Origin of the sequence: Paracidovorax valerianellae (assembly GCF_900102625.1) — a bacterium.
Classification (GTDB): Bacteria; Pseudomonadota; Gammaproteobacteria; order Burkholderiales; family Burkholderiaceae_C; genus Paracidovorax; species Paracidovorax valerianellae.
In genome coordinates this window covers 1-24,254 of sequence record NZ_FMZC01000017.1, presented here as the reverse complement: position 1 = coordinate 24,254, position 24,254 = coordinate 1, and the positions used below count along the sequence as shown (strand labels likewise).

General features: G+C 65.4%; 23 protein-coding genes, 3 pseudogenes and 1 riboswitch. Of the genes and pseudogenes, 17 read left to right on the top strand and 9 right to left on the bottom strand.

Going from position 1 to position 24,254, the window contains the following annotated elements:
* The first annotated feature begins 2 nt into the window (after window positions 1-2).
* Complete coding sequence (gene mdeB / locus BLT03_RS20255; RefSeq protein WP_092745581.1) at window positions 3-2,660, top strand: alpha-ketoglutarate dehydrogenase; 2,658 nt, start codon at window positions 3-5, stop codon at window positions 2,658-2,660.
* A gap of 66 nt (window positions 2,661-2,726) precedes the next feature.
* Here the strand turns inward: mdeB and BLT03_RS20250 are convergent, their stop codons facing one another.
* Together BLT03_RS20250 and BLT03_RS20245 are read right to left on the bottom strand one after the other, a co-directional pair.
* Window positions 2,727-4,670: an MFS transporter gene (locus tag BLT03_RS20250; protein ID WP_092745580.1), complete on the bottom strand. Its 1,944-nt coding sequence runs from the start codon at window positions 4,668-4,670 to the stop codon at window positions 2,727-2,729.
* A gap of 24 nt (window positions 4,671-4,694) precedes the next feature.
* Window positions 4,695-5,615 carry a hypothetical protein gene (locus BLT03_RS20245; protein ID WP_175537817.1) on the bottom strand — a complete coding sequence of 307 codons (921 nt, stop codon included), beginning with the start codon at window positions 5,613-5,615 and terminating at the stop codon, window positions 4,695-4,697.
* 121 nt (window positions 5,616-5,736) lie between these two features.
* Between BLT03_RS20245 and BLT03_RS20240 the strand changes: the two genes are divergently transcribed.
* Window positions 5,737-6,468 carry a helix-turn-helix domain-containing protein gene (locus BLT03_RS20240; protein WP_092745579.1) on the top strand — a complete coding sequence of 244 codons (732 nt, stop codon included), beginning with the start codon at window positions 5,737-5,739 and terminating at the stop codon, window positions 6,466-6,468.
* 68 nt (window positions 6,469-6,536) lie between these two features.
* On the opposite strand, the gene BLT03_RS20235 is transcribed toward BLT03_RS20240, so the two are convergent.
* The gene (locus tag BLT03_RS20235; RefSeq protein ID WP_217640188.1) at window positions 6,537-7,289 is read right to left on the bottom strand and encodes a hypothetical protein; all 753 of its coding nucleotides are present in this window, start codon (window positions 7,287-7,289) and stop codon (window positions 6,537-6,539) included.
* 399 nt (window positions 7,290-7,688) lie between these two features.
* Between BLT03_RS20235 and BLT03_RS20230 the strand changes: the two genes are divergently transcribed.
* The 12 genes from BLT03_RS20230 to BLT03_RS20175 all read left to right on the top strand — a co-directional run bounded on the left by BLT03_RS20230 (window position 7,689) and on the right by BLT03_RS20175 (window position 15,151).
* Entirely contained in the window at window positions 7,689-8,009 is a 321-nt protein-coding gene (locus BLT03_RS20230) for an FAD-binding monooxygenase (RefSeq protein ID WP_092745578.1), read from the top strand.
* Window positions 8,010-8,126: 117 nt separating this feature from the next.
* Window positions 8,127-8,444 carry a R body protein gene (locus tag BLT03_RS20225; RefSeq protein ID WP_092745577.1) on the top strand — a complete coding sequence of 106 codons (318 nt, stop codon included), beginning with the start codon at window positions 8,127-8,129 and terminating at the stop codon, window positions 8,442-8,444.
* A 35-nt stretch (window positions 8,445-8,479) separates the two neighbouring features.
* Window positions 8,480-8,980, top strand: coding sequence for a hypothetical protein (locus BLT03_RS20220; RefSeq protein ID WP_092745576.1), 501 nt, complete (start codon window positions 8,480-8,482; stop codon window positions 8,978-8,980).
* A gap of 77 nt (window positions 8,981-9,057) precedes the next feature.
* Window positions 9,058-9,429, top strand: a complete 372-nt coding sequence (locus BLT03_RS20215; RefSeq protein WP_245711481.1) for a hypothetical protein — start codon at window positions 9,058-9,060, stop codon at window positions 9,427-9,429.
* Window positions 9,430-9,455: 26 nt separating this feature from the next.
* Window positions 9,456-9,767: a hypothetical protein gene (locus tag BLT03_RS20210; protein ID WP_092745574.1), complete on the top strand. Its 312-nt coding sequence runs from the start codon at window positions 9,456-9,458 to the stop codon at window positions 9,765-9,767.
* On the top strand, window positions 9,764-9,985 hold the full coding sequence (locus tag BLT03_RS20205) for a Ras family protein (RefSeq protein WP_092745573.1): 222 nt from the start codon (window positions 9,764-9,766) through the stop codon (window positions 9,983-9,985). Before BLT03_RS20210 ends, BLT03_RS20205 begins: the two co-directional genes overlap by 4 nt.
* 1 nt (window position 9,986) lies before the next feature.
* Window positions 9,987-10,208 (top strand): hypothetical protein, encoded by a 222-nt coding sequence (locus tag BLT03_RS20200; protein ID WP_092745572.1) that lies wholly within the window; start codon window positions 9,987-9,989, stop codon window positions 10,206-10,208.
* 131 nt (window positions 10,209-10,339) lie between these two features.
* Entirely contained in the window at window positions 10,340-10,915 is a 576-nt protein-coding gene (locus BLT03_RS20195; protein ID WP_245711480.1) for a hypothetical protein, read from the top strand.
* 46 nt (window positions 10,916-10,961) lie between these two features.
* Window positions 10,962-11,705, top strand: coding sequence for a glycoside hydrolase domain-containing protein (locus tag BLT03_RS20190; RefSeq protein WP_092745571.1), 744 nt, complete (start codon window positions 10,962-10,964; stop codon window positions 11,703-11,705).
* Window positions 11,706-11,867: 162 nt separating this feature from the next.
* Complete coding sequence (locus BLT03_RS20185) at window positions 11,868-12,290, top strand: YXWGXW repeat-containing protein (RefSeq protein ID WP_092745570.1); 423 nt, start codon at window positions 11,868-11,870, stop codon at window positions 12,288-12,290.
* Between the two features lie 221 nt (window positions 12,291-12,511).
* Entirely contained in the window at window positions 12,512-13,477 is a 966-nt protein-coding gene (locus tag BLT03_RS20180) for a Bug family tripartite tricarboxylate transporter substrate binding protein (protein WP_245711482.1), read from the top strand.
* A gap of 165 nt (window positions 13,478-13,642) precedes the next feature.
* A riboswitch (glycine riboswitch) is annotated at window positions 13,643-13,753 on the top strand.
* A gap of 93 nt (window positions 13,754-13,846) precedes the next feature.
* Window positions 13,847-15,151: a D-amino acid dehydrogenase gene (locus tag BLT03_RS20175; protein ID WP_092745568.1), complete on the top strand. Its 1,305-nt coding sequence runs from the start codon at window positions 13,847-13,849 to the stop codon at window positions 15,149-15,151.
* Window positions 15,152-15,308: 157 nt separating this feature from the next.
* Here BLT03_RS20175 and BLT03_RS20170 read toward each other — a convergent pair whose 3' ends face one another.
* Complete coding sequence (locus BLT03_RS20170) at window positions 15,309-16,631, bottom strand: FIST signal transduction protein (protein ID WP_092745567.1); 1,323 nt, start codon at window positions 16,629-16,631, stop codon at window positions 15,309-15,311.
* A gap of 65 nt (window positions 16,632-16,696) precedes the next feature.
* Window positions 16,697-17,611 carry a PhaM family polyhydroxyalkanoate granule multifunctional regulatory protein gene (locus BLT03_RS20165; RefSeq protein WP_092745566.1) on the bottom strand — a complete coding sequence of 305 codons (915 nt, stop codon included), beginning with the start codon at window positions 17,609-17,611 and terminating at the stop codon, window positions 16,697-16,699.
* 277 nt (window positions 17,612-17,888) lie between these two features.
* Between BLT03_RS20165 and BLT03_RS20160 the strand changes: the two genes are divergently transcribed.
* Window positions 17,889-18,398 (top strand): HU family DNA-binding protein, encoded by a 510-nt coding sequence (locus tag BLT03_RS20160; protein WP_092745565.1) that lies wholly within the window; start codon window positions 17,889-17,891, stop codon window positions 18,396-18,398.
* A gap of 122 nt (window positions 18,399-18,520) precedes the next feature.
* On the opposite strand, the gene BLT03_RS20155 is transcribed toward BLT03_RS20160, so the two are convergent.
* On the bottom strand, window positions 18,521-19,288 hold the full coding sequence (locus BLT03_RS20155) for a tyrosine-protein phosphatase (RefSeq protein ID WP_092745564.1): 768 nt from the start codon (window positions 19,286-19,288) through the stop codon (window positions 18,521-18,523).
* Between the two features lie 432 nt (window positions 19,289-19,720).
* On the opposite strand from BLT03_RS20155, the gene BLT03_RS20150 reads away from it, so the two are divergent.
* The gene (locus tag BLT03_RS20150; protein ID WP_092745563.1) at window positions 19,721-21,169 is read left to right on the top strand and encodes a diguanylate cyclase domain-containing protein; all 1,449 of its coding nucleotides are present in this window, start codon (window positions 19,721-19,723) and stop codon (window positions 21,167-21,169) included.
* 45 nt (window positions 21,170-21,214) lie between these two features.
* Here the strand turns inward: BLT03_RS20150 and BLT03_RS20145 are convergent, their stop codons facing one another.
* The gene (locus BLT03_RS20145) at window positions 21,215-22,057 is read right to left on the bottom strand and encodes an SDR family oxidoreductase (RefSeq protein ID WP_092745562.1); all 843 of its coding nucleotides are present in this window, start codon (window positions 22,055-22,057) and stop codon (window positions 21,215-21,217) included.
* 204 nt (window positions 22,058-22,261) lie between these two features.
* On the opposite strand from BLT03_RS20145, the pseudogene BLT03_RS20140 reads away from it, so the two are divergent.
* Window positions 22,262-23,353: pseudogene (locus tag BLT03_RS20140) on the top strand (cryptochrome/photolyase family protein); the annotation flags it as partial.
* 121 nt (window positions 23,354-23,474) lie between these two features.
* Here the strand turns inward: BLT03_RS20140 and BLT03_RS20135 are convergent.
* Together BLT03_RS20135 and BLT03_RS20130 are read right to left on the bottom strand one after the other, a co-directional pair.
* Window positions 23,475-23,854 (bottom strand): annotated as a pseudogene (locus BLT03_RS20135) (transposase); the annotation flags it as partial.
* 91 nt (window positions 23,855-23,945) lie between these two features.
* A pseudogene (locus BLT03_RS20130) lies at window positions 23,946-24,254 on the bottom strand (IS5/IS1182 family transposase); the annotation flags it as partial.

The following is a 24,254-nucleotide window of genomic DNA, read 5'->3' as shown; positions in this document are numbered from 1 at the left end:
CCATGACACGACTTGGCTGGCCCGGCGCCACCCCTTTGCCCGACACGCTCGACCCCGGGGAAGTCCAGGAATGGTGCGATGCCCTCGACGGCCTGCTGACCGCATGGGAGCCCCGCCAGGGCCGCGAGCGCGCCGCGGCGCTGCTCGACGCGCTGCTGGCCCATGCGCGCCAGCGCGGTCTGCAATGGAGCCCTGCCGGCATCACTTCTTATCTCAACACCGTGCGGGTGGAAGAGCAGCCGCCCTACCCCGGCGACCCGCAGATCGAGCAGCGGCTCTCGGCCATCGTGCGCTGGAACGCGCTAGCCATGGTGGTGCGGGCCAACGCCGCGCAGGGCGAGCTGGGCGGCCACATCGCCAGCTACGCCTCGGCGGCGGACCTGTTCGAGGTGGGGTTCCACCATTTCTTCCATGCGCGCACCGAACAGCACGGTGGTGACCTGGTGTACTTTCAGCCGCATTCGGCGCCAGGGGTCTATGCCCGCGCGTACCTCGAAGGCCGGCTGAGCGAAGACTCCCTGCGGCACTACCGCCAGGAGCTGGGCGCCGAGGCCAAAGGCATTCAGGGCCTGACCTCGTACCCCCATCCTTACCTGATGCCGGATTTCTGGCAGTTTCCGACCGGCTCGATGGGCATCGGCCCCATCAAGGCGATCTACCAGGCGCGGTTCATGCGGTACCTGGCCGACCGCAGCCTGTGCGATACGGCCGGCCGCAAGGTCTGGGGCTTTTTCGGCGATGGCGAGATGGACGAACCCGAATCCATCGCCGCGCTCACCCTCGCCGCACGCGAGGGGCTGGACAACTGCATCTTCGTCATCAACTGCAATCTGCAGCGCCTGGACGGCCCGGTGCGAGGCAACGGCCGCATCGTGGACGAGCTGGAATCGCTCTTCACCGGCGCAGGCTGGAATGTCGTGAAATGCCTGTGGGGCTCGGAATGGGATGCGCTGCTGGCACGCGACCACGACCACGCCCTGGCCCGCGCCTTTTCACAAACGGTGGACGGGGAGTTCCAGACCCTGAGCGCGAACGACGGTGCCTTCAACCGCCGCCACTTCTTCGGCAAGAGCCCCGAACTGCAAGCCCTGGTGGCCCACCTGTCGGACGACGACATCGACCGCCTGCGCCGCGGCGGCCACGACCCGGCCAAGATCCATGCAGCCTTCGCACGCGCGGCCAGCCACACCGGCCAGCCCACCGTGGTGCTGGCCAAGACCATGAAGGGCTACGGCATGGGCAGCGTGGGCCAGGGCCGCATGACCTCGCACCAGCACAAGAAACTGGGCGCCGACGAACTGCTGGCCTACCGCGACCGCTTCCACCTGCCGCTGACCGATGAAGAGGCCCGCACCGCGTCCTTTTGCAAACCCGCGGACGACAGCGTGGAAATGCGCTATCTGCACGACCGCCGCCAGGCGCTGGGCGGCTATCTGCCCGCGCGGCGTGCCAGCGCGCCCGAGGTGGCCGTGCCTCCGCTTTCATCGACGGGCGGCTTCGCACTGGAAGCCGACGGCAAGGCCATGAGCACCACCATGGCCTTCGTGCGTCTGATGGGCAACCTGCTGAAAGACGAAGCGCTCGGGCCCCGCGTGGTGCCCATCGTGGCCGACGAGGCCCGCACCTTCGGCATGGCGGGACTGTTCAGACAAGTCGGCATCTATGCACCGTTCGGCCAGCTCTACCAGCCCGAGGACAACGCCTCGATGCTGGTGTACCGCGAAGAGAAGTCCGGCCAGATCCTGGAAGAAGGCATCACCGAAGCCGGCGCGCTGGCTTCATGGACGGCGGCGGCCACGAGCTATTCGACACACGGACTGTCGATGCTGCCGTTCTACATTTTCTACAGCATGTTCGGCTTTCAGCGCGTGGGCGATTTGATCTGGGCCGCTGCGGACCAGCGGGCGCGCGGCTTTCTCATCGGCGCCACGTCGGGCCGCACCACACTGGGTGGCGAAGGGCTGCAGCATCAGGACGGCAGCAGCCACCTGATGGCCTCCACCATTCCGAACTGCCGCGCCTACGACCCGGCCTTCGCGGGCGAGCTGGCCGTGATCGTGGACCACGGCATGCGGCGCATGGTCGAGTCGCAGATCGACGAGTTCTTCTACATCACCGTCACCAATGAAAACGTCGCCAACCCCAGCCTGCCCGCCGATGCGCACGAAGGCGTGGTGCGCGGCATGTACCGGCTGCGCGGCGGCGATGCGGCCCTGGCACAACGCGTGCAGCTTTTCGGCAGCGGCGCCATTCTGGGCGAAGTGCTCAAGGCAGCCGAGCGCCTGGAGCAGCAGCATGGCGTGGCCGCCGACGTGTGGAGCGTGACGAGCTACGTGGAGCTGGCCCGTGAAGGCCAGGCCTGCGAGCGCCAATGGCGCGAAGGCGGGCGCGATGCCGTCGGGAGCTGGTTCGAACAGCAGCTGACCCCCACCTCGGGGCCCATCATTGCGGCCAGCGACTACGTGGTCGCGCTGCCGGAAATGGTGCGTGCGTACCTTCCTCCGGGGCGGCGCTATGTGACGCTAGGCACCGACGGCTTCGGCCGCAGCGATTCGCGGGCGGCCCTGCGGGCGCACTTCGCAGTGGATGCCAATGCCATCGTGCAGGCCGCACTGCGGGCCCGTACCGAGGGCGATACCGGCGAGGCATCCGCCGGGTAACGGCTGCAGGGCTGGCTGGCCGAGCCGTGCAAAAGGCGCTGGAATTTCTGCTCCGGCGCCAAGCCTTCAATCTGCCAGCAAGCCGGCCACGCGCTCGCGCAGCAGTTCGGGCTGCACCATTGCGGCGGGCACGGCCGGGCCGACATTGAGCCCCACGCGATTGAACAGGCCGCGCCGGAAGGGGCGCACCATCGCCCCGCCCTGCTCGATGCGGCTGAAGTACGAACCCCACAGATTGGTCAAAGCCATCGGGATCACCGGGGGCGCCAGGCCCTCTTCGCGGGCGCGGTCGAGGATCTTCATGATGCCGCCCTTGAACGGCTGCAGCTGTCCGTCGCGCGTAATGCCGCCCTCGGGAAAGATCGCCAGCAGATCGCCCTCGCGCAGCACCTGGGCGGCCCGCTCGAACGCCGCGGCATACACCGCCGGGTCGTCCTTTTGCGGCGCGATGGGAATGGCCTTGGCCAGCCGGAACAGCCAGCCCAGCACCGGCACCCGGAAGATGCGGTGGTCCATCACGAAGTAGATGGGGCGCGGGCTGGCGGCCATGAGCAGCACCGCATCCACGAAGCTCACGTGGTTGCACACCAGGATGGCTGCACCTTGGGTCGGCAGATGGTCGTCGCCCTGGATCTTGAAGCGGTAGACGAAGCGCGACGCCACCCAGGCCACGAAGCGCAGCAGGTATTCGGGCACCAGCAGAAAGATGTAGAACGCGACGATCGCATTGGCGATGCCCGTGAACAAAAAGATCTGCGGCACCGAAAACCCCGCGCCCAGCAGCGCCCCGGCGATGAGCGAGCTGCCGATCATGAACAGCGCGTTCAGGATGTTGTTGGCCGCGATGATGCGCGCCCGGTGCGTGGGCTGGCTGCGCATCTGGATCAGCGCGTACATCGGCACGCTGTACAGGCCGGCGAACAGGCTCAGCAGCGCCAGATCGGCCATCACGCGCCAGTGTGCGGCCTGCGCCATGAAGGTGCCCAGCCCCATCTCGGGCGCAGGCGGCAGAGAGCGCGAGGCGAAGTAAAGGTCGATGGCGAACACGCTCATGCCGATGGCGCCCAGCGGCACCAAGCCGATCTCCACATGCCGGCGGCTCAATACCTCGCACAGCAGCGAGCCGACGCCGATGCCGACCGAGAACACCACGAGCAGCAGCGAGGCCACCTGCGCGTCACCGTGCAGCACCTCCTTGGCGAAGCTCGGAAATTGCGAGAGAAACACCGCGCCGAAGAACCACATCCAGCTAATGCCCAGCAGCGAGCGGAACACCACGGGGCTGGCGTGCGCGAGCTTCAGGTTGCGCCAGGTCTCGGTGACCGGGTTCCAGTTGATCGCCAGACCCGGGTCGGTGGCCGGCACGCTCGGAATGAACTGCGCCACCGCGCGACCGGCCAGCGCCAGCAGCACGCAGGCCGCCGCCACCGAGGCATGGCCGATGCCCGGCACCGCCACCAGCAGACCGCCCGCTACCTGGCCCAGCAAAATGGCCACGAAAGTGCCCATCTCGACCATGCCGTTGCCGCCGGTCAGCTCGCGCTCGGACAGCACCTGCGGCATGTAGGCGAACTTCACCGGCCCGAACAGCGTGGAATGCAGCCCCATGAGAAAGGTGCACGCCAGCAGCACGACGGCGCTGGAGGCCAGAAACCCCCACGCCGCCACCAGCATGATGGCGATCTCCAGGTTTTTCACGAATCGGATCATGCGGGTCTTGTCGAACTTGTCGGTCAACTGCCCCGATGTGGCCGAAAACAGCAGGAACGGCAGGATGAACAGCGCGCCGATCACCAGCCCCGCCATGGATGGCGGCATCCACGACACGCTGAGCTGGTAGGTCACCATGACGGTGAACGCGAACTTGAACAGGTTGTCGTTCGCCGCACCGGCGAACTGCGTCCAGAAAAACGGTGCGAAGCGTCGCTGGCGCAGCAGGGCGAACTGGTTGGGGTGCGCCGGCTCGGCCGCGCGGGGGTGGTCGGCCATGCGGGCCTGCTCTTGGCTCATGCCGTGCTCCTGTGGAATGGTTCTTCAGATGCTCCGCGCCGCAGACCCGGGCTGGGCGCTCCGGTCCGCGCTGGCGGCGATTGTGCCCCGCGCGGGGCACGCTGCGGCGGACCGGCGCTGCCAGGGCGTGCGCCGCGCGCACATCGGCCAGTAGGCGCCGGAGGCTGGAGCACGGCGCACGTTAAGCGCCGCGATCACCGGCCAAGCAGCCAGTGCCGCTGCCACGTGTTTGAGGCTGTGGCCCGACACCCAGCCGCCCGTCCAGCCAAACACCGCGTGGTCGCCCAGTTCGAACAGCTTGGCCAGCGCATACCAGCCGATCACGGCCGCCAGCGAAACGGGCAGCCGGCCGGGCCGCACTGGGGCCATGGCCAGCGCCACCACGAGCAGCATGCCCCCGCCCTGCAGCACGCCCCACGGCAGCCTCTGCCCCGTCAACCCCCAGGCCCGCAGCGACAGCCAGCCCGCCACCGGCAGCACAACGGCCAGCACCCAGGCAGGCCGTGCGCCCAGCCGCCCATCCGCCGCCAGGCCCAGCAAACCGGTGAACGCCACCAGCATGCCTAGGCGGTCCCACAGCAGCGTGATGTCGTGCGGCATCCAGTGATAAAGCGATGAGGCGCCAGCCGTGAGCAGCAGGCCCGAGAAGAACACGGCCGCCATCACCGTTGCCGTCATGGCGGCCGCGCCTTGCTCGCTGCGCGCCCAGGCCACCAGCCGCCGCAAGCCCCACAGCCCCATCAGCGCAAACGGCACATTGGTCAGCACGTCCATCGCGTGGGCCATGCCCCACACCGTGCGCTGGTCGGCAAACGCATGCTGGTGCGGGTTGGCCGCCACATACGGCCCCCAGCAGGCCACCATGGCGAGCACGGCCAGGGTGGCGTAGAGCGCCCCTTCGGAGGCAGACGGCCGTTGGGTGAAAAAGCGGGAGAAAGAAGACATGGAACGCGGCTCCGAATCAAGCGATGAATGCCGCGCAGTCTCCTGCGCAAACCCGCCGAAGGGCGCATGAAACGCGCCCAGACCGATCCACTGCCACGCCGGGTATCCATAATCGATACCCATGAGCACCACCGCCGACCTTGTTGCCGCCCTGAAGAAGGAACTCAAATCCGCCCAGATGACCTATGCCGACCTCGCCAAGGCTCTGGGCATGGCCGAGTCCAGCGTCAAGCGCATGCTGGCCAAGGGTGACATGCCGCTGTCGCGCATTGACGCGATCTGCCGGGCGCTGGCGCTCGATTTCGCCGACCTGGCACGCCGCGTGGCCGACAGCCAGCCACTGCTGAAAGAGTTGAGCCAGGCGCAGGAAACCGCCGTGGTGGCCGACAAGAAGCTCATGCTCATGGCGATCTGCGTGCTGAGCCAGTGGACCCTGGAACAGATCGTGACCACCTACCGCCTGAGCGAGGCCGAGGGCGTCAAATACCTCGCACAGCTCGACCGCATCGGCATCATCGAACTGCGACCGCTGAACCGCTATCGCCTCAAGCTGGCAAAGACCTTCCGCTGGCGCCCGCACGGCCCGGTAATGCACTACTTCCGCGACCACGCGCTGCTCGACTACTTCGCCGGCAGCTTCGATGGCCCGGGCGAGGGCGTGCTGCTGGTGCACGGCGCCATCAGCCGCAGCCTGGCGCCGGCCTTCTGGGAGCGCATGCAGCGGGTCGCCAACGACTTCGCGCAGCAGCACCTGGCCGACCAGCGCATGCCCGAGCGCGAACGCGAGGGCTACACCGTGCTGCTGGCGTTGCGCAGCTGGGAGTTCGACGTGTTCACGAGCATGCGGCGATAGGCGCTTTTCGAACACCGTTCAACCAGCAGCAGCCAGCGGCCAGCAAACGGCATCGACCCTTCGAGAAATCACCTCAGTGAGGAAACCACGGGCTTCAAGGCGCTGCAAATGGTCGTTGCCAGCTCCTCTTGCTGCTGAATCCCGAAGTGGACCGAGCAGTCGAAATGCCGAGCCCAGGCGATCCGCTTGAAAGCGGAGTCCACCAGCCGTATGGATGCGCGAATGCGCTCGGTATCGATGCGCAGGCTGCTTTCGATGGAATGGTGCGGATCGATGCGCTGACCCGGCCCGCCAACGCTGCCGGCATCGGCCCCGGCCGATGCGCACGGCGCCACGAACACGTCTCCGAAGGCTCGAAAAAGCTGGTCCACCAACTCTTCGTAAAGCCCATGGGCGAAAGCCTTTCCGTCGCCACGTTCCGCGACGTACTGGACCGGCTGCACCATCAGCCGGCTCAGCCCGCCCGATTCGTCTGATGCGGCCGAGGGGCGCTGAATCACGGGCATGTAGCTGCCGACGGGAATGCGTATCTCGATCCCTCCCCGCGGCTTGTTGGCTGCGTAGTAAGCGTTCAGCCGCTGGCGCAGTCGCCCGATCTGCACCCTGACGATCGGATCTTCGCCAGGCATATAGGCCGAGGCTTCGCGATCGAAAACCTCGATCCCGATGGTGTGCTCATTGGTATTGCGATTTTCCCCGGCAACCGCCTGCTCCACCAGGAACCGGAAAAGCCGCCGCATCCGGTGCGCTTTTGTGAATGCATTGCTCTCCAATATCTCTTCGCAAGCCTCCCGAATCTGGTTTTCTTCAATCTCATTCATCTTGCGCCTCACAAGCACCTCATCGAGTTAACGGTGAATCGATACGCGGCAACCCTGAATTCCTCTGCGCCAACTTTTAAATTCGCAGCCAAACCACGGTATTTTCAGAGGCATTGAAGAATGGTTATCACCACCATTGCCACGGCTTATATGAAAACATATACAACCACACGGCGGCCGACATATTCACGCCGCAAAGTGCTTTTACAAGCCCGGCAAACCTGAAGAGATCTTAAAAAATCTGTCCATTTCCCTGCAATTCATTTGGAAGCGTTACTGTTACGGTAACAAACTCGGGCGTTACCGTATCGACACTTACTTTTCCCTAGTTTGAAAATTAATATAGCCCCACATCAACCAAACATGGCAAACCAAACACCGCCAGCTATGGAGAGATAAATGGCCGATTCACTTCCCGCCGATGTCATACAGGCAATTGCGATATCCAATGCGAAGTCCATTGGTGAGCAACCCGCCATTCTGGCAAATCTCGCGCTAGCACAGCAAATTTTCAATCAAAACATGCAGCAGCAAATCGCCTTGAGCCAGCAACAGGCAATGAATCAGGTACAAATGGCCGCAGCTGCAAAATGCGTCACGATGATCGAGAAAAGCGATGAAAGCAATAACAAGCCCTCCATCGAGAAAATACTGAAAGATATTCAGGAATTCATGAAGACCATTCAGACCAAAGCCGGCGATGGTCCGTCCCATCAATAACTTCACCAAGAATGCCATTCATTGCATTTTCGAAAATGCGATGAAGCATCCTCCCGGCCCGGGGGCGGTAGGTAAACCCGCTATTTCAACCATCTGTCAACCTCAAGGAGAAATACCATGGCAACTCTGCCCGAAGAAGTAGTGAGCGCTGTCGCAATCGGCAACCTGAAAGCCATCTCGGAACAACCCGCGATGCTTTCCAACCTGGCGTATTCCAATACCGTCGCCAACACCAATCTGTCCCAGCAGAACGCGGTGGCCAATCAGCAGGCCATGAACGAACTGGGCATCTCCATCGTTGCCAAAGCCTCCAACACGGTGAGCAACATCGGGCCGCTCGAAGCCCGCTCGGCCGTGGACGTTCTGACCAACGACGAGTTGGCGCAAACCATTGCCGACATGAAGGCCACGCTGCAGGCCTTCGGCGGTCGTTGATCTCGGCCCCTCTGGGCTGATAGGGAGGACACAACATGATTGATGCACAAGTCACGAGTGCGGTCGCCGTCGGCAATCTGAAAGCCATTTCAGAGCAGCCGGCGATGCTTTCCAACCTCGCGTACGCAAACGTGGTCAGCACCAACAACCTGGGCCAGCAGAACGCCGTGGCGAACCAGCAGGCAATCGGCGAACTGGGCATTCCGCTGGTAGCGAAAGCCACGAACACCATCGGAACCATCGGTCCCATGGAAGCCCGGTCCGCGGTGGACGTGCTCACCAACAACGAGTTGGCGCAGTCGATCGCCGATCTGAAGGCCGCAGTGAACGCGTTCGCTGCACCTTCCGGCGGGAGCGGAGCGGGACGGGCAACGCTCAGGGCACTGATGGACAGAGGCCTTCGCGTGGATTCGCTCGGGCAGTTGATCGTTCCACCGGGTATCACCATCCTGGTCCCCGGGAAGGTCGCCAAGGAGGAGATCCTCATCGATCTTCAGCCTAACTACTTCACCGTGAAGGTCAGGGCGAACGGTTGAATGGATCGATAACTGGATGACGAAGGTGGGGCTGCCTCCGGGCCGCTCCACCGCTTTTCAACGGAGGGATTATGGGAATGATCGAAATCAAAACCGTGGGCGAAGATACGCTTGGCGGCGCTGCGGAGTCAGCCGCCGCTCTCTCGGGATTGGTGACCGCGCAGCTGCCCTCGGCGCTGTCGAACCTGGCGTACGCCAACCAGATCGCCAGTGGCGATCTGAGTGCCAAAGCCCAGGTAGCGCGCCAGGACGCCATGAACCGCCTTCGCCAAGTGATCGTGGCGTCGGCCGTGGCGCGCGTCCAAACGCCGGGCCCCTCCGCCGCCCGATCGTCGGTGATGGTGCTCACGGGCAACGAATTGGCGCAGTCCATCGCGGGCTTGAAGAGCGCCCTCAGTGCGTTCTCGAGCCAGAGGGCCGCAACCCACTTGCGAGTGGCCGTTCCATGAACCAGGCAACGCGGGAGCCGACGCCCATGGAACTGCACAACACCCAGCTCATGGAGCAAATCCAGAGCCGGCTGAAAAGCGGTTTCGATGCCGCATTGCAGGGTGGCGACTACTACGTGGTCCGGAGCAGCCTCACGGGCGTTCTTTCCGTGCTGGCCTCGACCACCGTCACCGAAGACCACAACGTTGCTTTCGGCCCTCGGCCGTTCTCGCAATGCATCGGCTATGTCAACTCCACCGTCGTCATGCGCACGGCTGAAAAAAGCGACTGGGAATCAGATCCCACCCTCACGCAAGCCCTTCCGAAGAAACCCAAAGCCAAAGGCACCGAACAATGAGCCAACCCCAATCGTTGACGCACCTGGGCCAGGTGGTCGAAAGCATCGCCGATTCCATGACGAAGGTGGCCACCAACATCGCTATGTTGGGCGTCGAAGGCAATGCCGACGAGCAGATGCGGATCATCACCGAAGAGAACAACAAGGTGCTCGACCACATTCGCCAGCTGTACCACCTGCCGCCTGCGCCTGCGCCTGCGCCTGCGCCGGGGCCATGACATGGCGGCCAGCGGAGCCATCGTGGACAAGCCCTTGTCGGCCGTGGCGGCGCTGAATGCCGTCGCTCTGCCCAGCGCCGAGGCCTCCTATGCCTTGATGGTCGAGGTGCTGCAAAACGATGCGTCTCCGCTCATCTTCGGCTCGCTCGTCCTGAGCGCGGGCGCCATCATCCGCGGGCTCGACGCTTATGAAGCCACCGTGACCACAGGCTGGACCGGGTAAGCCAGCGCGGCATGCCACATCGCGTCAACCTGAGGCGGCCTTTGCCGGAGCAAGTGGTGGTGGTGGCGTTTCCCCGGGCGTATCTCCAAGGCTTCCCTGGCACGGGGCCGGACGGCTATCCAGGCGACTTCATGCTGGTCGAAGCTGCGCCAGCCGACATTCAAATGCCCGAGGGGGCAGGAGGCTGGCTGGCATTTTCTCCACCTGCCGCACTGTCCCCCTGCCTGAGCCGTGTGGACTACCAAGCTGCGGACAACACCCTGTCCGTGCGGCGAACATCGGTCCCGGTCCGTGTCCACGGAAAGACCTATGCGGTGGAGTTCATGCAGCAGCCCGGCGAGCTGGTACAGACGCAAATGGTGCGCGTGCTGAATTCGCCGCTGACCCTCGATTGCCTGATCGCTGTTTCATTCATCGCCAGCTTGATCCAGAAAATACCGATCCCTCCGATCAAGGTGATCGTGGTCGTGATCGCGGTTCTGGCATTGCTCGCGTTGGGCATGGCTGCGGCGTTGCTGCGGCGCACTTTCTACCGCGTGCCGGAGCCCCTGCCTCTGTCCACCGACACCAATGGCGTGCCCATCACCGTCGTTCCTGGCATGCCACCCGTGCCGACCCTGCCACTCGAAAACATGTTGGCCGAGAACCAGACCATCGCATTGCAGACGGTCAAAGCGGTCTACTGGCTGATGAAGCAAGTGGAATGAGGCCTGATAGCACGGCGTCCATCAACACATTCAAGGGAGAATTCTTATGACTTATTACACAGGGTTTGACACCAGCACGTTTCCGGGAAACCAGGCTCTGCAGTGGCTCAAGGACAACACGGAACTGACATGGTGCGGGTTCTACCTCGCTTCAGCGCCCAGCCACCACGACAAAAGCTGGATGGATAAGAGGCAGGCCTTGCTAGCCCAGGGATGGGGACTGGCTCCGATTTATGTAGGCCAACAAACATGCGGCCCGGGCAGTCGCAATCCCGATGGAAAACAAGGCGCTATTGACGGAACCCAGTCGACGCAATTGGCAAGCAGCGCAGGCTTCCCCCTTCAGTCCACTCTTTATCTGGATTGGGAAGACGGAAGCAGTCCAGGCACCGAAGCCCTGGCGTACATCAACGGCTGGATCGCTGCCGTCATCGCCGCGGGTTATCAGCCAGGCCTTTACTGCTCGCATGTCATTGCCCCGGTGATGGCAGAAAGCGTCGCGACCGCCAATCCGAAGGCGACTTTGCGGATGTGGGTCTGGAAAGTCAAAGAAGTCGCCTCCCATCCTTACGCAGGCGATATCCGCAATCTCCAGCCAGGCAGTCCAGCGGGGAGCGGTACCCGTGCCGATCTTTGGCAGTTCGAGCAAAACGCTGTCTTGTCATTGCCTGGTACGCCCTGCGATGGACTTGAACTGGATTTGAGCTGGTCGACCATGCAAGGCCCGAGCAGCGACCAACCCTCGCTGGGCGGAGAAGCGAAAGACGGTGCAGCAGGAGCGCCGCGCTAGCGGCCGGCAAACTGCCCCCGCCAGTAAACAGTCATGCCACGCCCGACCCAGCCGTGAAACACCTGCTCACAACACTTCGCGCCGCGGCGACACCGGCTTGACGTTGGCCGATCACGATGAAGGTGCTGACAAAAACACAGCGCTTTTCCAAAGGAGATCGTCATGACCCGCAAGACCATTGCCCTCACCGCCGCCATGCTGGCCCTCGCTTCGCTGGGCTCCGTCACCACGGTCGCGCAGGCCGCCACCAGCGCCACGGTGATCGTGCAGTCCGGCGGACCGGTGTACCAGCAGCCCGCACCGCTGATGGTGCAGTACCAGGCACCGCCCCCACCCCGCCGTGAAGCCGTGCCGCCACCGCGCCGCGGCATGGTGTGGGAGACGGGCCACTGGGAATGGCGCGGCCACCGCCACGTTTGGGTGGCAGGCCATTGGGTCCGCGCCCGCCCAGGCTATGCCTATCGCCAGCCTGCCTGGGTGCAGCACGACGGCCGCTGGGAAATGCGCCGCGGCGGCTGGGACCGCGATGGCGATGGAGTGCCCAACCGCCAGGACCGCCGTCCGGACAACCCGAACCGATACTGATCCGCACGGTAGAACTCGCAGAGCCCGCCGGCGTCACAGAGCCTCGGCGGGCTCTGCGGCCTTGGCAGGCCATTGGCAACCACTGCGCCAATAGGCCCATATGCATATGGGCGCGCGGGAATGAGCGCTTGAACACAATGGCGAATCGGTCTTCATCCAGCGTTCAGCGCCCATCCGCCATGCCATTCCTTTCTCGCCCCATCAAGCCCATCGCAGCCGCCATGGCCTGCGCCGCAGCCGCCACGTTCAGCGTCGGCACCCATGCCCAATCCACCGACTGGCCCCGGCAGCCCGTCACGATGATCCTCGGCTTCCCGGCTGGCTCAGGCGTCGACGTCATCGCCCGTGCGGTCCAGGAGCCGTTGAGCCAGAAGCTCGGCCAGCCGGTCATCATCGATTACAAGTCGGGCGCGGCGGGCAACATCGCCAGCGAGTACGTGGCCCGCGCCCGGCCGGACGGCTACACGCTGGCTTTCGGCACCGCAGCCACGCACGGCAGCAACGCGGCGCTCTACAAGAAACTGCCTTTCGACGTCGAGGAAGACTTCATCCCCGTCGCTCCGCTGATCGATGTGTCGAACGTGCTCACCATCAACCCGAACGTCATCGACGTGAAGACGCTCAAGGAGTTCGTCGAGGTGGTGAAGGCCCACCCGGGCAAGTACAACTACGCCTCCACCGGCAACGGTGCCGGCACCCACATGGCGTTTGCCGAGTTCAATGCGCGCCTGGGCCTGGACATGGTGCACGTGCCCTACAAGGGCGGGCCCGAGGCCATCACGTCGGTGGTGCGCGGCGAGACGTGCTGCATCATGAACCAGGTGCAGACCGTGCTGCCGCACTACAAGGCCGGCAAGGTGCGCCTGCTGGGCGTGACCACCGCAAAGCCCGTGGCGGCGGTGAAGGAGGTGCCCACCATCGCATCGAGCGGGCTGCCGGGCACCCGGGGCTTCGACAGCTCGATCTGGTTCGGCGTCTTCGCGCCCAAGGGGACCGACCCCGCCGTGGTGCAGAAACTCAGCACCGCGCTGCGCCAGGTGCTGGAGCAGCCCGACGTGCGCGAGCGCTTCGAATCGCAAGGCAACGCCGTGCGCATCGAAACGCCCGAGCAGTTTCGCCAGACCGTGCACACCGACCGCGCGAAATGGGCCCAGGTGGTGAAGGACGCCAGGATCAGCATCGACTGACCGCGTCCCCGCCCGCGCGGCCGGCCGTCCCTGCGCCGGGCCGCCGGTTTTGCGCGGCACGCCTTCGCTGCTACGATGCACCCCGCAGGAGAGCGAACGGCCCCCGGGCCGCTCCACCGAAGGCGCAAACTCCCATACACGCTCAGGTCCCGTACTGCACCACCATCAAAGCCGTCTGGAGAGCCGCCATGCATGCCATGGCGCACCGAAGGAGCAAGCCCCTCGCCGTGTTGGCGCAGGGTGAATCTCTCAGGTACCAAGGACAGGGGGAGCGGCAGCACGGCAGATCGCCGTCGGCTGCACGCTATTAATTTCATAGCACAACACCGGCGATCTGCTTGCGCAAACCTTCAAAAAGGCTTGTGAATCATGCGCGTGATCGTTCTCGGTGCCGGCCTGCTCGGCACCACCTCCGCCTATTTCCTGCAACAACTCGGCCATGAAGTGACCGTCATCGACCGCCAGGGCACCCCTGGCGCGGAGACCAGCTTCGCCAACGGCGGGCAGATTTCGGTGAGCCACGCCGAGCCCTGGGCCAATCCCAGCGCACCGCTCAAGGTGCTGAAGTGGCTGGGCCGCGAAGACGCGCCGCTGCTGTTTCGCCTGCGCGCCGACATGCGCCAGTGGCTGTGGGGCCTGCAGTTCCTGCGCGAATGCACGCCGGCGCGCACGCGGCACAACATCGAGCAGATCGTGCGCCTGGGCACCTACAGCCGCGACACCCTGCAGCAACTGCGCCGCGATACGCACATCCAGTACGACCAGCGCACGCAGGGCATCCTGCACTTCTATACCAGCGCCGAAGAGTTCGACGGGGCGCTGGCGCCGGCCGAGCAGATGCGTGCCCTGGGCTGCGAGCGCCAGGTCGTGAGCGCCGACGAGGCCGTGCGGCTGGAGCCCGCGCTGGCGCACATCCGCCCGCAACTGGCCGGCGCCACCTACACGGCCGAGGACGAGTCGGGCGACGCCAACACCTTCACGCGCGAACTGGCGCGGCTGGCCGAAGCCGCGGGCGTGCAGTTCCGCACGGGCTGCCACATCACCGCGCTGCGCACCGCAGGCGGCGCCATCGACCATGTCGAAATCACCAACGCCGAAGGCCGCTTCGAGCGCGTGCGGGGCGATGCCTACGTGCTGGCCATGGGCTCGTTCAGCCCGCTGCTGGCCGAGCCGCTGGGCGTGCGCCTGCCGATCTACCCGGCCAAGGGGTATTCCGTGACCCTGCCGGTGCGCGACGCGTCGGCCGCCTACCAGGTGAGCCTGACGGACGACGAATACAAGCTCGTCTTCTCCCGCTACACCAGCGAGCGCGGCGACCGGCTCCGCATCGCCGGCACGGCCGAGCTGAACGGCTACCAGCGCGACCTGAACCCCGTGCGCTGCGAAGCCATCGTGCGCCGCGTGGAGCAGCTTTTCCCTGGCGCGGGCGACACGTCGCAGGCGCAGTTCTGGACCGGCCTGCGCCCTGCGACGCCCAGCAACGTGCCGCTGATCGGCAAGACGAAGATCGGCAACCTGTTCCTGAACACGGGCCACGGCACGCTGGGGTGGACGCATGTCTGCGGCTCGGGCAAATCCATCGCCCGCATCGTGAGCGGTCTGGCGCCGGAGGTGGACTTCGCCTTCACCGGCATGCCGCGTGCGGCGTCGCCCGCGCTCGTGCCGGCCCTCTGACCATGGTTTGCTATTATTTTTATAGCTGCCAGCGCATGATTCCCTAGGGCGGGAGCCTCAAAAGGCTTGAAATGTTCGAAACGCGCTTCAGCCAAGCCCGAGGAGGCGCTTGCGCTGCAAGCGCGCCCGATCCGCTTCGCCCGGGCGCCTCACGCACTCAGACGGGAGCGTGCTCGCTGGTGAACACGGTGAGCACGCCGGTGTAGCCGTACAGCCGGTGGTGCGCGATCTCGCCGCCGGCGAAGAAGCCGACCAGCGGCACGTCGCCGAGGGCGTGGCGCACGATCTGCAGCTCCGCGCTCGGCCCGCCGAAGTGCGGGCCGCCGCGGCCGGAGCAGCTCACGTAGATAGCGCCCACCATGTGCCGCTGCGTGGGCGCTTGCGGCGAAAGGTCGCCGCTGCCGCCCAGGGCCTGCGCCAGCGCGCGGCGTTCGCTGTCGGCCGACGGTATGGCTGCCGGCAGGATTTCGGTTTCTTCGGGCGTGAGCTCTTCGCGGATCTCGGCGCAGATGCGCATCAGGTCGGCACGTGCGGCCGTCACGTTCCGCCGGCAGAACGCCAGGCGCATGCCCTCTTCCACATGGTCGGCCAGGGCCACGCCGCGCCGCGTGGCGTCGAGCCCCACGATGTGGCGCACGCGCGTGTCGGTGCCGAAGTAGCCCGCGCGGCCCAGCGGCTGCGCGCCGGCTTCGATCAGGCCTGCGAGCGTGGCCCGCACTTCGCGCAGCGCAGGCTGCGGGTCGCCGTCGAGCGAGATGTTCAGCGTGTCCAGCAGCGCATCGAGCGCGGGCTGCCCATCGAGCGACAGCACCACGTTGTCCTGCGCTTCGGTGATGGTGGCCAGCGGCCCCACGGGCTGGCAGCCCTGCGTCACGCGCGACAGCAAGCTCACGCCTTCGCTGAACGCCACCCCCGACAGGCCGCCGTCGAACACGCCGCGCGCGCCGCCCTGCCCGGCCATGTTGCCATCGCCTCCGACAGCGAACTGCACGCTGGCGCTGCGGCTGGCCGACAGGCCGCCGAACAGGTAACCGGAGGCCGTGCGGTCGGCCATTTCATCGATCAGCTCGGCCAGGTCGGGCGTGCGCCCGTCCGCATGCACGAGCGCCGTGTGCGCGACGAATCCGCTGGCCGCATTGCGCGCCAGGGGCGCCACGCCCGAGAAGACGCGGTACTGGTCGGGCGACAGATCCAGCAGCATGATCGACAGCGCCGGCTCGTCGAAATACTCGGCATTGTTGGCGGCCACGCCCACGCCCACGGTGCCGCTCCAGTCGGTCACTTCGGGCAGCTCGGCCGACACGAAGTCCAGCACGGCCTGGGCTTCGTTAGCGTAGTGGTCAGTGATGTACAGCAGCCCCAGGGTGGGGGCGCTGGCGTATTGCGGCAGCGCCATCTGCGCGCGCAGTTGCGCCAGCGCCAGCGCGGCAGCCATGCGCCATTGGGGATGCGTGGCGTGGCCGTTGGGAAAGAGTTTCATGATCGGGCTCGAGGTCGTCGCGGCCTTCCGCCGGAGCGGGCGGCCATGTCAAGGAAACACCGCGGTCACTGCCCCGCGCGCTTGCGGGGCGCGGCAGTCTTGCCAGCCGGTGGTGCACTGGCGCCGCGCCGGGCCGGCGCAGGCCGGGGGGCTGCAGCCTTTTTCGCGGCGGCTTTGGCGGGTGCGCTTGCACGCTTTGCGGCCGCAGGCGCTGCGGTTTTTTTCTGGCTGCGGGCGGGCCTGGGCGAAGCGGGGGTCGCAGCCGTGGAAGCGACTCCGGCGGTGGCCATGCGCGCGGCCTCCTGCACGCCCTGCAGCCCCTGGGCCGCCATCTGCGTGGCCATGTTGGTGGCGGTCTTGAAGGCCTCGGTCGCGGCACCGCGCGTGGCCTCCACCGCCGATTGCTGCGAAGGGTCGCCCAGCGCGTTGGCCGCGATCTGCTGGAACTGGCTGGTCAGCGCGCCCCACCATTGCATCGGGTCCACCACGCCGGGCAGCGCGGAGGATGCGGATGAAGAAGCCGCATCGTCGCCATCGCTGTGGCCGGTATGGTCATGCAGAGCAGCGTCATCGGCTGGCGGCGGCGCGGCGGGTGGCTCGCGATGCGGGGCGGGGCTGGCACGGAAGGGCTCTGGCGCAGCGGCAGCTGGTGCAGGTGCGGGCGATGCCTTGGGCGCGAACGCACCGGCCAGATCGCCCATCGCCACGTTCATGCCTTTGAGCGTGGCCAGCGTCATCTTCTGCACTTCCAGCGCCTGCACGGTGGCGGTCAGTGCGCGCGAATTCTGTTCGAGCCAGAACTGCACGGCCTTCAGCTCATCGATGCGCTTTTCCAGCTCTTCCACGCTCAGCGTTGGCGCCACCCAGCTGGACAGGCTGGGCATCTGCGGCGCGCCGCCCGTTGCGCCCTTGGCGAGGTTCTGAAGAAAGTCGAAGCCCGGCACGAACCTGCCGAAACCGAAGGGAGATGTGTCGCTCATGGCCGTTCCTTTGCAATGCGCTGCATGGCGCCGGTGGGGGATGGGACAGCTTAACGCGATTGCCCCGCGGGGCCAACGCCGCGGCCTTGTGCATGCGTCGCCATCTCATCCGGCCCGCACCGCTTTCTGCATGCGCCTCGCGCCCTCGAAACCCAGCATCCATGCCGCCTGGCGGGCGCAATAGGCGTGCGGCCCGCGCCTGCCGATGCAAACCCCCTAGAATCCGGCGACCAGCATGCTGGAATGTTCACCACTTTTTCCGAGAAATACCAACACCATGGCAACTGCAAAGAAAACCACCGCACCGGCCAAGAAGGCCGCTCCCGCCGCCAAGAAGGCTGCAGCACCTGTCGCCAAGAAGGCCGCCGCACCCGCCAAGAAAGCCGCACCCGTGAAGGCAGCGCCTGTGAAGAAGGCTGCTGCGCCGAAGGCCAAGGCCCCGGTCGCCGCCAAGGCAGCACCTGCAGCGCTCAAGCCGCTGAAGGAAGTGTTCACGAAGACTTCGCTGATCGCCCATCTGGCGCAGCAAGCCGGTGTGGAACCCAAGGCCGCCAAGGCCGTGCTGACCGCACTGGAATCGGCCATCCTGGCTTCGGTGCACAAGAAGGGTTCCGGCGAATTCACGCTGCCCGGCCTGATGAAGATCGGCCTGCAGCAAGTGCCCGCCAAGAAGAAGCGCTTCGGCAAGGACCCGTTCACGGGTGCCGAGCGCTGGTTCCCCGCCAAGCCCGCATCGGTCAAGATCAAGACCCGCGCGCTGAAGAAGCTCAAGGACGCTACGGTCTAAACAGGCTTTGGCAGCTTCGGCGGCAGTGCCCAGCGCACCGCCACCAGCCCCTGAAAACCGGCACCCGCGTGCCGGTTTTTTTATGCCCGCGCTCGGTGCATTCAACCGTTGGCTGCGCGCAGTCAGGGCTCCAGATACCACTGCGCCAGGCGCTTGCGCTCGCTGGGGCCCACGCCCAGGCGGTGCTCCAGATAGCGCTGCACGCCGCCGTGGTCGGTGTCCACGGCCTGCAGCGCGGCTTCGAGAAAATCTTCCTGCACGCGCCACAGCACGTTCAGCACGGCTTCCGGCGCGCCGCCGGTCAACTGGGCGGGCCTGCGGTACAGCCCGTTGGTGAGCAGGTAGTCCTGCATCACCACCTCGCGCGGCACGCCCAGCGCCATCAGGATGAGGGCTGCCGCAAAGCCCGTGCGGTCCTTGCCTGCGGTGCAGTGAAAGACCAGGGGCGTGTCGTTGTCCAGCAGGTATTCGAACAGCGTGGCGAACTCGCGCGTGTTGTGGGCCACGAACGCGCGGTAGGTGTCGCGCATCAGCTCCATCGCGATCTCGGGCGTGAGCACGTGGCCGGAGACTGCCATCTCCTTGGCGCGCTGTACCACCGTGGGCTCGATGGAGAGCGCGTGGTAGGCCACATCGGGCAGCACGTAGGCCAACGTGGCGCGCTCGTGTTCGCCGCGAAAGTCCACGGCGCGCGCCAGGCCCAGCGCTGCCAGCGCCTGCGCATCTTCGGGCGTGAGCGCGGCGAGGTGATCGGACCGGAACAAGCGCCGCCACCGCACGGGCCGGCCGGCTTCGCCCACGTAGCCGCCGAGGTCGCGGAAGTTGGTGGCCCCGCGCAGATTCAGCGAACGGGTGTAGGGCTCTGGAGGGTGGGAATCGGAGTCGCTCATGCACCCCACTTTATGCGAAAGGCCTGGCGCCAGATCAGCAGCCGGGGCCCGCCCGAAGGCGCTGTCCGTGCTTTACCGGGTGACCAGAGTGCATGCATCACCCTATACTGCCCCTGAGAAGTCAACGCCGCCGGGCGCAGCGCGCAGGCCGTTGGGCTGACGCTGGACAATCACGCTGCCCAGCCCGTCCATGGCGCTGGGCCACAACGGCGGCATTTTTCTGACGCACGAGCGACGCCTGAAGCGGGCTGTGCACGCAGGCGACCACGACAAGAACAACAAGGGCCGATGCTTGCCCTACAGTGAAAAGCAGGCAATCCTTCTCAGGAGGTGCGCCACGGTCGGTCGAAGGTAGCGAACAACGAGCAAGACCAGAGGGAGGGAGCACGGCCCCGGTCTTCCATTCAACCAGGTTCAGGGGCACGTCCATCCATGAAGAAGACGCTGGAAAACGCTTCCACCAGAAAGCTGCTGATGCTGCTGGTTCCAGCGCTGATCATCGTCCAGGTGGTGGCCTTCGTTTTCCTGCATTTCGCCAACCGCAACATCGCCCTGGAGAGCGTCGACTCGGCGCTGGAAGGCGGCGCGCAGACGTTTCTGTACACCGCGGCGACCCGCAAGGACAACCGGCAGCAGACCTCGCTGCTGGTGACCAAGGACTACGGGCTGCAGCACACCATCTCCAACGGCAACCGCGCCACCATCGAGTCGGCGCTTGCCAGCCAGTTGGCCAGGACCGGGGCCGAACTGATCGTGCTGACGGATCTCGATCACAAGATCGTCGCCCGTGCTTCGGCGACGCAACTCTTGAACGAGCGCGACGAAGACCTGGACGCCACGCTGGAAGCCCTGGCAACCGAGATCAGCGAGACAGGGCGCAGCGTCGGCCCCCTGGCGGCCGGCGAACACACGCCTGTGCTCTACAACTGGGTGAAGTCCACGATCAGCGCGCCCACGCCGATCATGAACATCTTCCTGGGCTACCGCATCAATACGACGGCGGTGGAGCAGTTCACCAAGATGACGCAGCTCAAGATGGCGTTTCTGTCGCAGGAAAGCGAAGGCGATTTCGTCATCCACACCTCCACGCTGCCCGGCATCGTGCTCAACAAGAGCATTCAGGAACAAACGAATTCGTCCGAAAACTTTTCCGCGGAGGGCACGGACGGCGCGCAGTACCGCGCCAAGGTCATCAACCTGGGCGGCCTACGGGGCTCCAATGTCATCGCCGTGGTGGCCAAGCCGTTCGCGCCGGTTTTCTCTCCGTTCCTGCGGCTGGAGGGCCTGTTCGCCGCCAGCATTCTGTTCAGCTCGTTCATCTCCATCCTGGCCGCGAACCACATTACCAACCGTGTGGTCATCCCGCTGGAAGACGTGGCGCACCGCGATGCGCTGACCCACCTGGCCAACCGCCGCCTGTTCGAGATCAACCTGCAAAACGCCGAGCAGAACCAGCAGGTGCTCAACACCGGCTACGCCATCCTGCTGATGGACCTGGACAAGTTCAAGGCCATCAACGACAACTACGGCCACGAAGCGGGAGACGCCGTGCTGAAGGAAGTGGCGCTGCGCACCCGCAAGCACGTGCGCTCGTCGGACACGCTGGCACGCCTGGGCGGCGACGAATTCGCCATCCTGATGCGCTCGCAAGACCTGCAGCGCGTGCAAGAGGCGGCTACCGCCATCGTCACTGACATCCGCCAGCCCATCCAGGTGCGGCCCGACCAGTGGGTGAGCGTGGGTGCCAGCATCGGCATCGCCCGCTCGCCCGAGAACTCGACCCTCTCGGCCCAGGTGCTGCACTGCGCCGATCTCGCCATGTATGCGGCCAAGCAGCAGGCCTGCGGCTTCCAGGTGTACGAAGACCCGCCCGCTGCTTGAGCGGGACATACGGCTGCGCAGCGGCCCGCTGGCGCACTGGCATCCTCAAAGCATCGGTGTGCCCCCGGTCACCGCGTAGCGCGCACCGCTGACATAGCTTGCCTCATCGCTGGCCAGAAACACGAACACGGCCGCCACTTCTTTCGGTTGGCCAGGGCGCTGCATCGCCACCTGGCTGCCGAAATTCTTCACTTGGTCGGGCGGCATGGTGGCGGGAATGAGCGGTGTCCAGATCGGCCCCGGCGCCACCGAATTCACGCGGATGCCCTTCGGTGCCAGCATCTGCGCCAGGGCGCCCGTGAAGTTGGCAATGGCCGCCTTGGTGGCCGAATAGGCGAGCAGCTTGGGCTTGGGCGTATCGGAATTGACGGAGGTCGTGTTGAGGATGGACGAGCCCGGCTTCATGTGCGGCACTGCCGCCTTGCACAAATGGAACATCGCGGTGATGTTGATCTGGAAGGTGCGGTCCCACTCCTCGTCCGGCGTTTCTTCGAGGGAATCGCGCGTCATCTGGAACGCGGCATTGTTGACCAGCAGGTCGATCTTGCCGAACGCATCGACCGCACGCTGAACGATCGCGCGGCAGTGGGCCGGGTCGGCAATGTCGCCGGGCACGCATTCGCAGCGCCGACCGGCCTGCTCGACCCAGCGCGCGGTTTCGCGGGCGTCCTGCTCTTCTTCCTGCAGATAGCTGATCAGCACGTCCGCCCCTTCGCGAGCAAACGCAATGGCCACGGCGCGCCCGATGCCGCTGTCACCGCCCGTGATGATCGCCGCCTTGCCCGCCAGCCTGTCATGTCCCTGATAGCTCTGCTCGCCATGGTCGGGCTTCGGCTCCATCTCGGCTTCGGTGCCTGGCGGGGTCTGCTGCTGTTCGGGCTGGGTCATGGTCGTGTCCTTTGAAACGGTGGGAGGCGTGCCGGCCGGCTTGGCTGGCTGCTGCGGGCGCGGCAAACGACGTTCCCAGACACCGCCGGGCCCATGACGGCGCGGGCTGTGCGCGATGCGCCGGTCGGAGCCTTGACGGGGACGAACGCGTGCAGCGGAGATACTGGGCAGCCCCGCATTGATGAACACGCCACCGTTCCGCGCATGACGCCCTTCACCCCTGGCTCGAATTCGGACCCTCGCCCCGTGCGCACCTTCGTCATCGTGCTCGGCGATCAGCTGGACCTGGATGCGGCTGCATTCGATGGCTTCGACCCCAGCCAGGACAGCGTCTGGATGGCCGAGGTGACAGAAGAATCCACGCACGTCTGGTCCTCCAAACAGCGCATCGCGCTGTTTCTGGCGGCGATGCGGCACTTTGCGCAGGCCCTCCGCGCCAACGGCTGGGGCCTGCACTACACGCGCCTGGACGACCCACCCGTCGGTTGCGGCACGCTGGCCGAGGCACTGAAGCTCGCCCTTCGCACGCTCTCGCCCAGCCGACTCGTCATGACCGCCCCCGGCGATTGGCGTGTCTGGAAAGCGCTGTCGGCCGTGGCCGCCGAAGCCGGCCTGGCGCTCGACGTGCGGCCCGAACGCCACTTCTACACCACCGTCAAAGAGTTCGCGGCCCATCAACGAAGCCTGCAAGGCAAGGCGCTTCGGCTGGAAACCTTCTACCGCGTGCTTCGCCGCCGCCACAACATCCTCATGGACGGGGACGCGCCCGAGGGCGGCCAGTGGAACTACGACAAGGCCAATCGCCAGACCTTCGGCCGCGCAGGGTCGGGCATGGTCCCAGAACGAAGCCGCTTCGAGCCAGACGGGACGACGCGCCAAGTGCTGCAATGGGTTCAGGAAAAGTTTGCAGACCATCCTGGCGATCTGGCCAGCTTTGCCTGGCCCGTGACACGGCAGGACGCGCTGCAGGCCCTGGCCGACTTCATCGAACACCGACTGCCCGTGTTCGGCCCGTACCAGGACGCGATGTGGCCCGGCGAGCCGTGGCTGTACCACTCGCAACTGTCGGCCGCGCTGAACCTGAAACTGCTGAACCCGCGCGAAGTCGTGGCAGCGACCGAGGCCGCCTATCGGTCCGGCCGCGTGCCGCTGGCCAGCGCGGAAGGCTTCATTCGGCAGATCCTGGGCTGGCGCGAATATGTGCGCGGCATCTACTGGACGCAGATGCCCTCGTACCTGGAGCGCAATGCCATGGGCGCCTCGGTCGAATTGCCCGCGTGGTACTGGACTGGAGACAAAGGATTGCTGGAGATCGGGCTCGTACCCGGTCGGACTGACCTACACAGCCACTCGACATCCGGCACCTAGTGAAAAGCGCATGACCTTTGTGCGGCTGACAGACGATCTAGCCAAGGTCAGCGCCAAGCAGTTCGTTGACCAGCGCCAGGATCTGCGGGGCCAGTTTGTGTTCCTCAGCAGCCGACGAAACCGCAGGATCGTGGTCTCGTCGGACACTGCGGTGTCCCAGTTCAGGCCTGCGAATTCGCGGAACAGCGGCACGTCGTGCAACGCTTCTTCCATAGCCGGATCGCTCAGCGTGAACCATTGCTGCATGAAGTGGATTCGCAACATCGTCTCAACTGCAAACGGCGGGCGGCCGCGTTTTCCTCCCGGCGCGTACGGGGTGATCAACGCAACGAGCGCCGCCCACGGCACCACGCGCTCCATCTCCGCCAGGAACTCGCGCTTGCGCGTGCGCTTGGTCGTCAGGTTCAGGCCCAGGTCCGCTTGCTTCATGTCTTCGATTTTCTCAGCGTGTTAGTTCCACCAGCACATCGAAAGCTGATTTGTGCAGACCTTCCCTAGTCCGTCCTGAACAATTCCGTTCTCAGCAGCAGAGAGGTCGGCGGTCAGCGGGTGCAGCGACCAGGGCTGCGATGACCGGCTGCATCGACAGCCCGAATCGGGCGCAATAAAACCGCAGCGCGGCCAGGATCAGGCGCAGGTTGTGCCCGGCCCCGCACATCACCGCATGCAGCGCATCGCCCAGCGCACCCTTGAGCGGATTGCGGCCAAGCCTGCCGTCCATCTTCATGTGCCCGATAGCCGGTTCGATGGCGCTGCGCCTTTTGATCATGGCCTTGAGCATTCGGGTGATGCCACGCTTTTGGCCTGACATCAGGATGCGCACGCCCTC

Bases quoted from the DNA above. Each gene is read 5' to 3' on its own strand.
- mdeB (WP_092745581.1), top strand. From the start codon at position 3: ATGACACGACTTGGCTGGCCCGGCGCCACCCCTTTGCCCGACACGCTC.
- BLT03_RS20250 (WP_092745580.1), bottom strand. From the start codon at position 4,670: ATGAGCCAAGAGCAGGCCCGCATGGCCGACCACCCCCGCGCGGCCGAG.
- BLT03_RS20245 (WP_175537817.1), bottom strand. From the start codon at position 5,615: ATGTCTTCTTTCTCCCGCTTTTTCACCCAACGGCCGTCTGCCTCCGAA.
- BLT03_RS20240 (WP_092745579.1), top strand. From the start codon at position 5,737: ATGAGCACCACCGCCGACCTTGTTGCCGCCCTGAAGAAGGAACTCAAA.
- BLT03_RS20235 (WP_217640188.1), bottom strand. From the start codon at position 7,289: ATGAATGAGATTGAAGAAAACCAGATTCGGGAGGCTTGCGAAGAGATA.
- BLT03_RS20230 (WP_092745578.1), top strand. From the start codon at position 7,689: ATGGCCGATTCACTTCCCGCCGATGTCATACAGGCAATTGCGATATCC.
- BLT03_RS20225 (WP_092745577.1), top strand. From the start codon at position 8,127: ATGGCAACTCTGCCCGAAGAAGTAGTGAGCGCTGTCGCAATCGGCAAC.
- BLT03_RS20220 (WP_092745576.1), top strand. From the start codon at position 8,480: ATGATTGATGCACAAGTCACGAGTGCGGTCGCCGTCGGCAATCTGAAA.
- BLT03_RS20215 (WP_245711481.1), top strand. From the start codon at position 9,058: ATGATCGAAATCAAAACCGTGGGCGAAGATACGCTTGGCGGCGCTGCG.
- BLT03_RS20210 (WP_092745574.1), top strand. From the start codon at position 9,456: ATGGAACTGCACAACACCCAGCTCATGGAGCAAATCCAGAGCCGGCTG.
- BLT03_RS20205 (WP_092745573.1), top strand. From the start codon at position 9,764: ATGAGCCAACCCCAATCGTTGACGCACCTGGGCCAGGTGGTCGAAAGC.
- BLT03_RS20200 (WP_092745572.1), top strand. From the start codon at position 9,987: ATGGCGGCCAGCGGAGCCATCGTGGACAAGCCCTTGTCGGCCGTGGCG.
- BLT03_RS20195 (WP_245711480.1), top strand. From the start codon at position 10,340: ATGCTGGTCGAAGCTGCGCCAGCCGACATTCAAATGCCCGAGGGGGCA.
- BLT03_RS20190 (WP_092745571.1), top strand. From the start codon at position 10,962: ATGACTTATTACACAGGGTTTGACACCAGCACGTTTCCGGGAAACCAG.
- BLT03_RS20185 (WP_092745570.1), top strand. From the start codon at position 11,868: ATGACCCGCAAGACCATTGCCCTCACCGCCGCCATGCTGGCCCTCGCT.
- BLT03_RS20180 (WP_245711482.1), top strand. From the start codon at position 12,512: ATGGCCTGCGCCGCAGCCGCCACGTTCAGCGTCGGCACCCATGCCCAA.
- BLT03_RS20175 (WP_092745568.1), top strand. From the start codon at position 13,847: ATGCGCGTGATCGTTCTCGGTGCCGGCCTGCTCGGCACCACCTCCGCC.
- BLT03_RS20170 (WP_092745567.1), bottom strand. From the start codon at position 16,631: ATGAAACTCTTTCCCAACGGCCACGCCACGCATCCCCAATGGCGCATG.
- BLT03_RS20165 (WP_092745566.1), bottom strand. From the start codon at position 17,611: ATGAGCGACACATCTCCCTTCGGTTTCGGCAGGTTCGTGCCGGGCTTC.
- BLT03_RS20160 (WP_092745565.1), top strand. From the start codon at position 17,889: ATGGCAACTGCAAAGAAAACCACCGCACCGGCCAAGAAGGCCGCTCCC.
- BLT03_RS20155 (WP_092745564.1), bottom strand. From the start codon at position 19,288: ATGAGCGACTCCGATTCCCACCCTCCAGAGCCCTACACCCGTTCGCTG.
- BLT03_RS20150 (WP_092745563.1), top strand. From the start codon at position 19,721: ATGAAGAAGACGCTGGAAAACGCTTCCACCAGAAAGCTGCTGATGCTG.
- BLT03_RS20145 (WP_092745562.1), bottom strand. From the start codon at position 22,057: ATGACCCAGCCCGAACAGCAGCAGACCCCGCCAGGCACCGAAGCCGAG.